General features: G+C 36.1%; 11 protein-coding genes. 6 read left to right on the top strand and 5 right to left on the bottom strand.

Going from position 1 to position 12,482, the window contains the following annotated elements; translation table 11 throughout:
• Positions 1-144: 144 nt before the first annotated feature.
• The 4 genes from AC27GZ_RS00975 (at position 145) to AC27GZ_RS00960 (ending at position 3,351) form a co-directional block, all read left to right on the top strand.
• Entirely contained in the window at positions 145-678 is a 534-nt protein-coding gene (locus AC27GZ_RS00975; RefSeq protein ID WP_487093005.1) for a hypothetical protein, read from the top strand.
• Positions 679-872: 194 nt separating this feature from the next.
• Entirely contained in the window at positions 873-1,634 is a 762-nt protein-coding gene (locus AC27GZ_RS00970; protein ID WP_487093004.1) for a substrate-binding periplasmic protein, read from the top strand.
• Positions 1,635-1,867: 233 nt separating this feature from the next.
• Positions 1,868-2,467: a GTP cyclohydrolase II gene (locus AC27GZ_RS00965; protein WP_487093003.1), complete on the top strand. Its 600-nt coding sequence runs from the start codon at positions 1,868-1,870 to the stop codon at positions 2,465-2,467.
• A 104-nt stretch (positions 2,468-2,571) separates the two neighbouring features.
• Entirely contained in the window at positions 2,572-3,351 is a 780-nt protein-coding gene (locus AC27GZ_RS00960; protein ID WP_487093811.1) for a substrate-binding periplasmic protein, read from the top strand.
• Here the strand turns inward: AC27GZ_RS00960 and AC27GZ_RS00955 are convergent.
• From AC27GZ_RS00955 to AC27GZ_RS00945, 3 genes are all read right to left on the bottom strand, one after another.
• The gene (locus AC27GZ_RS00955) at positions 3,348-4,052 is read right to left on the bottom strand and encodes a response regulator (protein WP_487093002.1); all 705 of its coding nucleotides are present in this window, start codon (positions 4,050-4,052) and stop codon (positions 3,348-3,350) included. The two genes, AC27GZ_RS00960 and AC27GZ_RS00955, sit on opposite strands and share 4 nt — an antisense overlap.
• 17 nt (positions 4,053-4,069) lie before the next feature.
• Positions 4,070-5,548, bottom strand: coding sequence for an ATP-binding protein (locus AC27GZ_RS00950; RefSeq protein WP_487093000.1), 1,479 nt, complete (start codon positions 5,546-5,548; stop codon positions 4,070-4,072).
• 97 nt (positions 5,549-5,645) lie between these two features.
• The gene (locus AC27GZ_RS00945) at positions 5,646-7,151 is read right to left on the bottom strand and encodes a hypothetical protein (protein WP_487092999.1); all 1,506 of its coding nucleotides are present in this window, start codon (positions 7,149-7,151) and stop codon (positions 5,646-5,648) included.
• Positions 7,152-7,676: 525 nt separating this feature from the next.
• On the opposite strand from AC27GZ_RS00945, the gene recA reads away from it, so the two are divergent.
• A complete protein-coding gene (gene recA / locus AC27GZ_RS00940) occupies positions 7,677-8,705 on the top strand; it encodes a recombinase RecA (RefSeq protein WP_487092998.1) in 1,029 nt (342 codons plus the stop codon).
• A 143-nt stretch (positions 8,706-8,848) separates the two neighbouring features.
• Here recA and AC27GZ_RS00935 read toward each other — a convergent pair whose 3' ends face one another.
• Together AC27GZ_RS00935 and AC27GZ_RS00930 are read right to left on the bottom strand one after the other, a co-directional pair.
• Positions 8,849-9,676, bottom strand: a complete 828-nt coding sequence (locus tag AC27GZ_RS00935; protein ID WP_487092997.1) for a hypothetical protein — start codon at positions 9,674-9,676, stop codon at positions 8,849-8,851.
• 51 nt (positions 9,677-9,727) lie between these two features.
• The gene (locus AC27GZ_RS00930; protein ID WP_487092996.1) at positions 9,728-11,296 is read right to left on the bottom strand and encodes a phospholipase D family protein; all 1,569 of its coding nucleotides are present in this window, start codon (positions 11,294-11,296) and stop codon (positions 9,728-9,730) included.
• A 230-nt stretch (positions 11,297-11,526) separates the two neighbouring features.
• Here AC27GZ_RS00930 and AC27GZ_RS00925 point away from each other — a divergent pair, with 230 nt between their 5' ends.
• Positions 11,527-12,474, top strand: a complete 948-nt coding sequence (locus AC27GZ_RS00925; RefSeq protein WP_487092995.1) for a homoserine O-succinyltransferase — start codon at positions 11,527-11,529, stop codon at positions 12,472-12,474.
• Positions 12,475-12,482: the final 8 nt, after the last annotated feature.

The following is a 12,482-nucleotide window of genomic DNA, read 5'->3' as shown; positions in this document are numbered from 1 at the left end:
CGAGTATAAAAAATTAGCTCGCCTTTCCCTCCTGTAAATGGGTAAAATTAACTTTAGCTGCTAGGTTTATAAAAGCTTAGACTATCGCCATTGGTTAAAGGTTTTTATACTTTAACAGAATGAATATCAGATTAAGGAATTAGGATGCATAAATTATTATTCGCCGTAACACTTGTTTGCTTTGTTGCATTGAGTACAGTTGTAGAGGCAAAGTCGAAGAATAAAAAAAGTGGAGCCTCTACGGCTGCTGGCTTAGCTCTGCTTGGCGCAAAGAAAGTGTATAGTAGTGATATTATGTCGCAAGCTGCAGTATTACAGTGCTTGAAATCTGAAAAACGTATTGAAGATACAGAGCAAACTTATGGAGCAGGGGAAAAGCATTATAATAAAGTGCTCACTCAGTATGAAGATTTAGGGAAATTAATCGATAAAGAAGAAAAAACTTTAGACGATACGAGTCAACGTGAAATAGATCAATTTAATGCTAAAATAGACAAGTATAATGAGTTAAATGCTGATTTAGTTGTGCAAGAAACTAAACTTGATAAAGAGTTAGTTGCTTTTAATGCCTTAATTGATACATATAATAATACTTGTGTTGATAAAAGTTTTTATATTGAAGATCGTGATATTGCTGAGAAAACACTGCAATTTCGATCTAAATTGATGAGAGATTAATCTGATTAGTATGTGTTGTTAACAAGCTTGTTGGCTAAACCCTTCGCAAGCTTGTTAAGTTGTCTGCACATTGGTGACTTAATAAATAGCTGAACATGCTAAGGAACGAGCAAGAAATGTAGCAGTTAAGGCACCGACTGCGTTATTGTTGGTTAAATGGTGTTAATTTAATAAAAATTTGAGCTTAGCTACTAATGAAAGTTATTTTTTCCAAAACTCTGTTAATTCTTTTTACTATGCTGTTATCGGTAAAACTACTTGCAGAACAAGCTGTTGAGAATATCACTTTTTATACTGAAAACTATCCGCCAGCGAATTATGTTGAAGGTGACCAGCTTAAAGGTATTTCTGTTGATACCTTAAAAGCTATATGGCAACGCTTAGCTATTCCAGAACAAGAAATTCAAATGGTACCTTGGGCGCGTGGTTATCGATTTACTTTAGATAAAAAGAATACAGCCTTATTCACCATGTCTAGAACACAATCTCGTGAGAAATTCTTTAAATGGGTTGGCCCTATTTTTAACTCTACTCATGTGCTGATGGCGAAAAAATCAAAGCAGTTTAACTTTAACAGTTTAGGCCAAATTTTTTATCATACTGTCGCAACGGTTGAAGGAGATATTTCAGAGATATCTTTACGCCAAGTGGGCTTTCCTTCTTCAAATATGGCAACAGTGTCTCAGTTAAAGCAAGCATTTTTAATGATGCAGTCAGATCGTGTTGATATGATTGTTGTTTCAATTCATGGTTTTGCGCACATGGCAAAACAGCTTAATTTTGATCCTAATGACTATGAACAAGTCTGGCAGGTTAATAAAATTGGGAATTATTTAGCGTTTAATATCAACACTCCTGATGCGGTGGTAGATACTTACCAAAAAGCCTTTGATGAAATTGTTCAGCAACGTATATCGATAAAAGCCCGTTATCAATTACCTTTAGCTGAGTATTAAAGGAATCATCTGCGCCCATAGTTGCTTCATCTGGGTATGCAATCATTGATATATCTTTTTGCTACTACTTTAAACCGCTCTGTATTGGTGAAATACTTATTTCATTTAGCATTAATTTACTCTTCACCAAATATTTACAATATCACTAATATTCATCAGTTCAGTATAAATATTTGAGGTATAATCGCTATAATAAGATAAGAGTTAACTTTTAGGTTAGAAGATAAATAGCGATGGCTGATATACGTACAAGAATTTCATTAAAGGTGGGCGCTAACAGCCAAATACCCGCTGAAATGGTCTCTTTTAATGGCTTGGTTTCTGATAAAGAGCATATTGCTTTAATTTTAGGGCAAGCGGATCAATTACAAGACGTGCCGCTGGTTAGGGTTCACTCTGAATGCTTAACCGGGGATGTCTTCCACTCTTCTCGCTGTGATTGTGGCGAGCAACTCGATGAAGCAATAAATCACATGGCGACTGTTGGAGGTATCATTTTGTATCTTAGACAAGAAGGCCGTGGCATAGGTTTATATAATAAAATAGACGCTTATAAACTTCAGTCAGAAGGTATGAATACTTATCAAGCCAATAATCATTTAGGCTTTGGTGATGACCTAAGAGATTTTACTGAAGCGGGTCAAATGCTTGAAGCACTTAAAGTGTCACGAGTAAAACTCATGACCAACAACCCTAAAAAGGTTAAATCGTTAACAGACTATGGCATAACGATTGAGGAGGAAGTGAATACATCTACTCATATCAAAGCAGGTAATGAAGATTATCTTAAAGCTAAAGTGTCTAATGCTGGTCATAAGTTAACCTTCGATTAAGTGTCTGTTTTTAACTTTCTGCTATGCTTATCAATATCGGGCTAATGGCAACTATATTGACTAACTTCTATTAGGTAGGGCTAACTTCTATTAGGTAGGGCTATATTATTAGATATTTATTATGTTGGCTTTTCTTTTGTTTACCTGTCATCGCTGAAGAGGTACGTATTATTGCGGTTAATGAGCCTCCAGCGAGTTTTGTTAATGCACAAGGCGAAGCAGAAGGTTATGTGGTGGATATTGTTAAAGCCATTCAAACTGAAATAAATAACACTGCAAACATTGAGTTTGTTCCTGAAGCGAGGGCGCTCTATATCGCGGAGCATTTACCTAATGTGGTGCTATTTAGTTTCTCTCGAACAAATTTAAGAGAAAATAAATTGCACTGGTTAGCTAAGGTCATGGAAAAACAATGGAGTATTTTTACTTTAAGTGACTCAAATATAGTGATTAACAATGTAGCTGATTTAAAATCACTGCCATTAATTGGCGTTGTTAGGGGAGATGTCCGCGAAGAGTGGTTAATCAATCAAGGGTTTGAGAATATATATTCAGTAACACAACATGAGCAAAATGTTCGGCGTTTGCTGGTGGGGCGTGTAGAAGCTATCGCTTATGAAAACCAAGGCTTGTCTTATTTATCTCAGTCATTAGCTATAGATATCCAAAAATTTAAAGCGATATATAAAATCAAGCAATCTGATGTTTATCTCGCTATGTCAAAAAAAGGAACATCTCAAGCATTAATGAGTAAATGGCAAGAGGGTTTTAAGCGTATTAAAGAGAATGGAATTCTAAACGCTATCTCAATAAAGTGGCAGTTTAAAATTTTTCAGGAGTTAGGCATAAAAGTTGAGATAGAGGATGATATTTTAGTTTTTTAATCAGCGTTATCGGCTTGTGCTACATATTGGTAGCCAACACCATAGATAGACTTAATGTGTTGAGTATTCGGAGCCGCTTTGGTTAATTTTTTCCGCAAGTTTTTGATATGAGAGTCAATGGTTCGTTCATAACTTTCAAAATATTTTCCTTGGGTGATTTTTAATAATTCTTGGCGTGAGTATACTTTGCCAGGAAACTCTAAGAATATTTTTAATAAATTAAACTCATTAAAAGTTAAAATCACTTCATTATTCTTCACGAAAACTTGATGACTGGTAATATCTATTTTGATATCGCCCGAGGTTAACTTTGCGGATTGATTTTGGAAAGTTTGGCTACAGCGGTGCAAAATAGCTTTTATTCTCGCCATCACCTCTTTTGGCTTAAAGGGTTTGCAAACATAGTCGTCAGCGCCAACATCAAAACCGATTAATTTATCTATTTCTTCAACACGAGCGGTTAGCATGATCACCGGCACGTTACTTGTTTTGCGGATAGCTTTACAAATTTCTATGCCATTCATGTTGGGTAACATTAAGTCTAAAACAATCAGATCTGCTTGGCATGATTGAAAGCTTTGAATTGCTTTACCCCCATCTGCAACATGTGTGAACTCATATCCATCTAAACTGAGATATTTTCCTATCAGCGTCGCTATTTTGATTTCATCTTCGATGAGTAAAATGTGATTTTTAGCCATGTTCTTGGTGTTTATCTTCAAAGTGGGATAGGAAGGCGTATATGAATAGATAAGCCGCCTTGGTCATTTTGTTTAGCGAATATCTCGCCGTGATGAGCTTCAATGATATTTTTACAAATTGCTAAACCTAAACCAGCACCGCCGGTTTTTCGGTTTCTAGAGCCGTCGGTTCGGTAAAGTCGGTTAAATAATTTTGGCAATGCATCTTCACTGACACCTGGACCAGTATCATGAAAAACAACTTCAATCACTTGGACTGAGATAATTGTTGATACGGTTAAACTTCCTGGTGAACTGATATAACGCAGGCCATTTTCTAAGATATTCTGCATGACTTGGCTCAATCTAGCTTGGTCACCTTTGACGACTATAGCGTCGTTGAGGAGAAGACTAATTAATTTAATATTTCGATCTTGAAACTTTTTCTGATATTTGTTCACTTGTAAGTTAAGTAACTCTGTTAAGTCAATATCGTCTTGCTGGCATTCAAATGCGATTTTATCGATAACGGTTAAATCATGAAGATCATTCACTAAACGCATCAGTATTGTAATTTCTTCTTGTAAAGACTTTATTGCTTGCTTATCTATAGGGGTTATTCCATCGAGTAATGCCTCTACTTCACCGTCTAAAACTGTTAATGGTGTCCTTAACTCATGTGATATGTCCATGAGCCACTGTTTTTGTTGACCATCATATTTAGCCAAAGCTTTGGAAATATTATTAACATTACGAGCTAACTCTTTAAATTCATCATTAGTCTTCACCTTAATGCGAGTGGAAAAATCCCGTTGAGCTATTTGCGTGGCGGCTGTGGTCAATAACGTAATGGGCGCAGTTATATGACGAGATAAAAAGAAGCTGATTAAGGCTGCAATAAGCACTCCTATACTTCCTACCCAATAGCTCATACGTAACTGTTTTTCGATATAAAATGTAGCTAATGGATTGGTTTTTATTTGCTTTTTATTGAGGGTTATCCAGCCAAGAGTTTGATTGTTTAGCACTAATGCTTTACTGAACATTACATCATCTTTTGTGCTAGCTTGAATAACGAGCTGTTCTTTAGCATCGAGTAAACTTAGACGCTTGAAAAAGTCATTGGTTAGTTTTTCAGGAAGATGCTTGTCAGGCCCCTTCGGTGGGCGACGATTTGGTCGTTCGCCAAAAGGTGGTTTTCTATGGGGAGGTCTGTTGTCAAAGTTTGGGCCTTTGTGAGGTTTACTTAACATGGGCTTAGTGTCTCGGATTTGCCTAGAGACGATTTCTTTTAACAGCTTAGGCTTTTGCTGAAATATTGCCAAAGAGCCTTCATTTATATATTCATCAATTATTTTATCAGTGATACCCTCGAGTACTTGCTCTTCGATATCACTGATAAAGTCATTGAGAACTTCCCTGTTTGAAAAGTAACTAATTACCTGCATTACCAACACTAACAATAAAATAATACTGAGGTTGGCAATGAGTAATTTGTAGGCTATTTTTATGCGCATTAGTGACCTGTATATCAGGGATATAATATGAGTAACTTCATAGTATTATATAGCTTGAGTAATTAAAGCAAGGTAATACTACTTAGCTACTCGTCAGCTAGTCCACCATTTGATCTGTTAAGGTCGATCTATAACCTGTAGCCGTATTTTCATCTGTTTCGAGAATTAAAAACTGATCTTTACTGGTTTCATCGAGTGTTAATTCAAAACTATTGATGATGACATCAGAGCTTTTAATGGTGGCAATCACATAAACGCTGTAAGTATTATTAATTAAGGTGATTGAGTTGGGCACAATATACGCGACACCTAATGAATTTTCGGCAGTATCAATAATTTCATTGCTTCGAACAAAGTATACATCTACCGAGCTAAAATCATCCGTGTCAATTAAGTTAATAATGTTAATTTGATGCGTATAAATACTTTCGTTTAGGCTGTTATTCACAACGAGCGAATTTACGGAAATTTCAATTTCATCAACAATACCGTCCCCGTCTTCATCAACATTACCATCGCCATCGTCATCAACATTATCTTCTGTTAAATAAAAGAAAACTGTTTTATCGCTGTTTTCATTTAAAGTCAGTAAGTGGTTTTCAATGATAGGTGTGTTATCCCCTGATGCAACTAGGTTTATGCTGTAGTCGCCAAATTCTGTTTGAATTTTTTCACTCAACTCATTAAAGCCAAGACCAGCAACCTCAGGGCTGTCATCAATGCCATCTACATGTAAATCAATTGTGCTTTGGTATTGGGGTAATAATTCATGTTCTATGATGCCATTATATATTCTAAAAGCGGCTTCAGAATTTACGTCAGCATATTCACCTATTGATGATGTACCTATGATATCCATGACGTAGGGTGATGAACCGGCACCTTTATTATCACGAACAGAAACAATATATTCGGACGCATAAGGGAATGAAATGTCTGTAGAAGTGAAAATAATGTCATCGCTTCCTGCTTCGGTAATATAGAAAACATAGCTGTCTTGCTCCATTTTTTGGTTGTCACTTAATTCGCCATAAGTCACTTGACCAACTAATTCAGCCTCGTTGAAGGTTTCATCTGATTCAGACATGTAAATATCAACACCGCTCGATTCTGGGTGCATATTTAAAAAGCGTATATTAAATACATCGTCATCACTATCATCACTTATTTCATCATCATCTCTAACGGCTATATCAAAAATATGAATAGCAGGAGCAGATATATCTTCAGCGATGGCAATGAAGGTATTGGTGTTCTTTTTGATAGTTACTTGGCTTTCGTAGATAAGTTCAAGATCATAATCTTCATCTTTCCAAGCAAGTTCAATATCATAAGTATCTTTGCTATAGGTTAATCTGCTACTGATATTGGTATAAGCAATACCGGTATGAGTATTTTCATCAAAGTCATCATCATCTTCTTGATCTACCGTTAAGTAGATAGCAGGAGCACTTGATGATGTGTTATACAATTGGAAATAACCCGTATTCGTTTCGTCATCATCTCCATCACTGGAATCGCAACCCGTTAATGCTAATAAGGCAATAGAGGTGAAAATTAATGGCATTTTAAACAATGTCGATAAGTGAGCTTTATAATTCATTACTGTTTCCTTTAAAACATAAAATCTAACCATCAGAAATAACTCAAACAAATCAGAATATTGTGATAAATGTGATATCACTTTTGATGGTTTTTTTGGTGTATTAATGTGAGTCAGCGTCAATAACAAATACTGTTACAGGGCTAGTGGAGACTGGTTTGTCCAGAATTAATACAGGTGGCCATAATAATAAAAGCAATGTTTTTTTATAAGCTGATAAGGCAAAAACACACAAAGAAAACACATTTCATTCTTTAATAAAGAGACTACTGTAAAAACGCTAAAAAAATACTGTATGAAAAAGCCATAAATTACTGTGAATACCCGAAAGTAACTTTTTAGCAAAAAAAAATAAAAAGTTATTAAGCGTTAAATTATCAATAAAAAACAATGGCTTGAAAGTATGCTTTATTAGGAAAAATATTAAAAATAAAAAAAGTTATAAAAAAACTTGATACTGTACGAACTTACAGTATACTGAGCTCATCTAAACGAAATAACCCATAAAGATTTGTGGAGCAACACATGAAAGACGATAAAGAAAAAGCACTCGCCGCCGCCCTTGGACAAATTGAGCGTCAATTTGGTAAAGGCTCAATTATGAAGTTAGGCGACAACAATACAATGGATGTAGAAACTATTTCTACAGGCTCTTTAGGGTTAGATATTGCACTAGGTGCTGGTGGTTTGCCACTAGGTCGTGTTGTGGAAATTTATGGCCCTGAATCAAGCGGTAAAACGACACTTACCCTAGAAGTTATTGCTCAGGCGCAAAAAGAAGGTAAGGTTTGTGCCTTTGTTGATGCTGAACATGCGCTTGATCCTATTTATGCGGAAAAGTTAGGCGTAAACATTAACGAGCTATTGGTTTCTCAGCCTGATACAGGTGAGCAAGCGTTAGAGATTGTTGATATGTTAACGCGCTCTGGTGCTATTGATGTGATTGTTGTTGACTCGGTTGCTGCCCTAACACCAAAAGCAGAAATTGAAGGAGATATGGGTGATTCGCACATGGGTCTGCAAGCACGTATGCTTTCTCAAGCTATGCGCAAATTAACCAGTAACCTGAAAAAATCTAACACCATGCTGATTTTTATCAACCAAATTCGTATGAAAATTGGTGTTATGTTTGGCAATCCAGAAACAACAACAGGTGGTAATGCATTAAAATTCTATGCGTCAGTGCGTTTAGATATTCGTCGAATTGGTGCTGTAAAAAATGGTGATGAAATTGTCGGTAATGAAACCCGAGTGAAAGTGGTAAAAAATAAAATTGCCCCACCATTTAAACAAACAGAGTTCCAAATTTTATATGGCGCAGGTATTAACAACTTAGGTGAGTTAATAGACTTAGGTGTTAAGAATGGTTTTGTGGAAAAATCAGGTGCATGGTATAGCTGTAATGGCGAACGTATTGGTCAAGGTAAAGCTAATGCTGTGAAATATTTAGAAGAGCACACTGACATGGCTGAAGATGTAGATAGCAAATTACGCGCTATGTTTTTAAATAAGTCAAACACATCAGCTGAGCAAGAAGTAGAAGTTGCTGAATAAGCCTAGCGAAAATACTGTCGCGTACTGAAAATCAAAAACCTTTACTCACCAGTAAAGGTTTTTTTTGTGGCTTTTATCCGCCCTGAAACAAGCCACTTCAAGCTTAATTGCAGGGTAAATTAAAAGGTATATTAAATAGTACATTAGAAGGTAAATGCCCAACCAATTTGTGGACCATGTTGAATAAAGTCGATTTCTGTTTTGATGCCATTTTCAATATCGTCATTACCTATTTGCAAATAACGATAGCCAATCCAAACATTATGTAAACCACCGAAGCGATAGATGGCTTGAGCATTAAATCCTAAATCTCTGTCATTATCGCCGATGATTTTTGTGTCAAACGCTGCCGAAATTCCCCAGTCATCACTAAACCAGTAACGGTAAGTTGCGCCAACTAACCAGTCAAAGTCATTGGTTTTTACTAAATTAGATGATTTTTCTATTTTAATGAAGCCTTCATCTGATAACGGATAAATATCAAGATCTGCATTGGCGTGAATATGCCTAACTCCCGTTAACAAGCGTAAGCCAGGGTAGACTTCATAACCCACTAATAAGTCATTGGCTGCCATTTGTAACGTGGTTTTAATTCTGTGTGCAGGTGCAATAACACCGCCAGTAATCGAACCTGTGAGCCCTTCAGTATCTGTTTTGGTACTAACGCGCATAAAGTCAAAGCGTAAACTATACAGCCACTTGCCTTTTTGTGCGTAAAGTTCGCCAATAATACCTGCGTTTAGGTTTTTAAAGATATCACTAAAAGGGATTTCAATATCTAAACGCTCACCATCAGACTCTATCTCACCATTGATTGATGGTGCCCAAATCATTGGAAAGGCAACAAGGTAATTCCAGTCATCAAATTGTGGATTTTCTTTATAGGTATCAGGGCCTACTTCATAGTCTTCTTCGGCAAAAGAAGATAATGACATAACGAACAGTAAAGCGCTGAATATATATTTAGCCATAAGTCTCTATTAATCCATCAATAATGATATTCAAATTAAATACTACCTAGTTTATAACTGTGATTCTACGGGAAGTAGCGAATAAAGCATTAAATTCAATCGTCGCCACAGACTAGTTTCTGGCTGATTTTCATGTCTAACTACTTCACCATTTACATTTTCCAGCCAAACAACACTATCATTATGAAGGCTTAGTTGATAAGCATTTGTCAGCAGCTTATTGTTAAATAACTCTTGAGTAATAAACTCAGCCATTTCAGGTATTTCACACACCACACCAAGTTCAGTATTAATATTTGCTGATCGGGGATCAAAGTTAAAAGAGCCAATGTAGACTTCTTCACGATCAAATATATAGGTTTTAGCATGCAAGGCACTTTTTGCTTCAGCACTACGCGTTAGCGAGCGGCTAGCTTCAGACTTGGCTTTTGGTTTTAGCTCATATAACTCGACACCGCCTTTAAGTAGATTATATCTATGCCTTGCATAGCCCGATTGCGCAAGAATACCATCGGTTGAGGCAAGTGAATTGGTAATCACTCGCACTTTAATACCCTTGTCTACCAGGGACGTTAAGTGCTTAGTGCCTTCATCACCCGGAATAAAATAAGGTGATACTAAATCGAGGGAATGGTTAATTTTATCTGTGTGTGGCCTGAGCATTGAAATCAAGTAGGTAGTTTCGAATTCAGATTTTCCTAATGTTTTTTCAGGATTATCGTAAATCACATGGGCTTTACCTTGGTAGTGAAACGTTTCTTTTTCACTAGATAAACCGTTAAGGCTATGTTGATATAGGCGAGTATTTTTCAGATCTTTTGCATAATCAGAATCTTGTACCGATAAAACAAATGCTGAAAGCTCTTTTTTTACCTGATCTAAACGCGATTTATGTGATGCATATTCATCAAATACATAGCCAGGAATAGCTAAGGGGCTATTAAAATAGGTGTCAAATTGCTTATTAACCCCTTTTACAACTGGTCCAGAAGCGATGATATCTAAATCAGCATAATTACTTCTGGTATTGGCAGAAAAATAGTTTTCTTCAATATTTCTACCACCAACTATGGTGAACTGACTATCAACAGTGAAGGATTTATTATGCATACGTCTATTAATGCGAGCGGTATCGGTTAAGGCTGCGGGTACTTTATAACCACTTGATGAAAAAGGGTTATAGATTCGAACGTCAATATTGTCGTGGTGATCCATGGCAAACAATATTGCTTTGGTTTCACTGTTTAGTGGTAAATCATCAAGTAGAAGCCTAACTCTGACACCATTATCAGCAATTTCTAACATCTTGTGCATTAGCAGCTTACCAATAATGTCGGCTTTCCATATAAAGTACTGCACATCTACAGAGCGCTCAGCTTTAGCAAGTAAAGCCATACGTGTCAGAAAAGCATCCGTACCTTCACTGATTAAGTAAATAGAAGAGAATTCACTGTTTTCTGGCGTTTTTTTGGCTGCCGCTTTACCAAGCCAAGTATCAGAAGTGTTTGTATAAGCATAGCTTTCTATAGGAGTGAAATTTGTTGGTAAATGAGAACACGCGTTGAGTAATGTAATAACAGTAATAATAAAAGCTATTTTTGATTCGTGTTTGAATAACATAGACTATTCTTTACTTAACGTGTTTGCGACGAGTAGTTTTATTATCTAGAAATTACTATATAGGTTCAATATGTTTTATTGCGGCCATATAGAAGACAAAATTTGTTATTTATGTCATGAAAAATATATTTTTGTTTAGACGTCTATACGTTTAGAAGTTGACATATCTAGCAATCCAAGTAACATGTCTCCTGTGTGAGAGACTTTAATTTCTTATTAGGTTATGTGTTATGCCCATTAAAATCCCCGATCAATTACCAGCGCTATCGATACTCGGTAATGAAAACATTTTTGTAATGTCTGAGCATCGTGCTATCAGTCAAGAAATTCGTCCAATGCAAGTGGCCATTTTAAACTTGATGCCTAATAAAATTGAAACTGAAGTACAAATTTTACGAATGTTATCGAATACACCTTTGCAAATTAATGTTGAGTTTGTGCGTATTCATAAAAATGTTTCTAAAAATACACCAGCAGAACATTTAGATAATTTTTATTGTCTGTTTGATGATATTAAGCATAAACAATATGATGGTTTAATTATCACAGGCGCACCGTTAGCACTGCTTGATTACTCGCAAGTGAAATTTTGGGATAAAATTTGTGAAGTCTTTGATTGGGCGGAAAAAAATGTAACCTCTACTATGTTTTCTTGTTGGGCGGCTCATGCTGCGCTATATCACCATTATGGTATTAATCGTCACTTGCGTGAACAAAAATTATCAGGGGTTTTTCAACATCAAACACTTGATAGTAAAGAGCCGTTAACACGTGGTTTTGATGAGCACTTTAATGTGCCGCATTCGCGTTATGGCTATATTGAAAAAGCGGATTACCAAGGTATTGAACAATTACAGATTCTGGCAGAATCTGAAGATGCTGGTGTGTATTTAGTGGCAAGTAAAAATAAACAGCAAGTGTATTTAACTGGTCACCCAGAATATGACACCAGTACCTTACATGAAGAGTATTTGCGAGACAGCAAGCTTGATCCTAAGGCGGCACTACCAGAAAATTACTATAAAGATAACGATGTAAATAATACTCCAATAGGCTCATGGCGTAGTCATGGTAGTCTATTATTTACTAACTGGCTTAATTATTATGTTTATCAAATTACGCCATATAAATTGGATGCTTCAGGTATAAAAGCTATCCATCCGGATACTGTTATTTAAGATTGGCC

Source organism: Colwellia sp. SU-HH00943, from assembly GCF_057546125.1.
Note: the sequence above shows the minus strand (reverse complement) of the source record. Positions and strands in the feature narration are given on the sequence as shown.

Coding starts and splice junctions, on each gene's coding strand:
- AC27GZ_RS00975 (WP_487093005.1), top strand. CDS start 145: ATGCATAAATTATTATTCGCCGTAACACTTGTTTGCTTTGTTGCATTG.
- AC27GZ_RS00970 (WP_487093004.1), top strand. CDS start 873: ATGAAAGTTATTTTTTCCAAAACTCTGTTAATTCTTTTTACTATGCTG.
- AC27GZ_RS00965 (WP_487093003.1), top strand. CDS start 1,868: ATGGCTGATATACGTACAAGAATTTCATTAAAGGTGGGCGCTAACAGC.
- AC27GZ_RS00955 (WP_487093002.1), bottom strand. CDS start 4,052: ATGGCTAAAAATCACATTTTACTCATCGAAGATGAAATCAAAATAGCG.
- AC27GZ_RS00950 (WP_487093000.1), bottom strand. CDS start 5,548: ATGCGCATAAAAATAGCCTACAAATTACTCATTGCCAACCTCAGTATT.
- AC27GZ_RS00945 (WP_487092999.1), bottom strand. CDS start 7,151: ATGAATTATAAAGCTCACTTATCGACATTGTTTAAAATGCCATTAATT.
- recA (WP_487092998.1), top strand. CDS start 7,677: ATGAAAGACGATAAAGAAAAAGCACTCGCCGCCGCCCTTGGACAAATT.
- AC27GZ_RS00935 (WP_487092997.1), bottom strand. CDS start 9,676: ATGGCTAAATATATATTCAGCGCTTTACTGTTCGTTATGTCATTATCT.
- AC27GZ_RS00930 (WP_487092996.1), bottom strand. CDS start 11,296: ATGTTATTCAAACACGAATCAAAAATAGCTTTTATTATTACTGTTATT.
- AC27GZ_RS00925 (WP_487092995.1), top strand. CDS start 11,527: ATGCCCATTAAAATCCCCGATCAATTACCAGCGCTATCGATACTCGGT.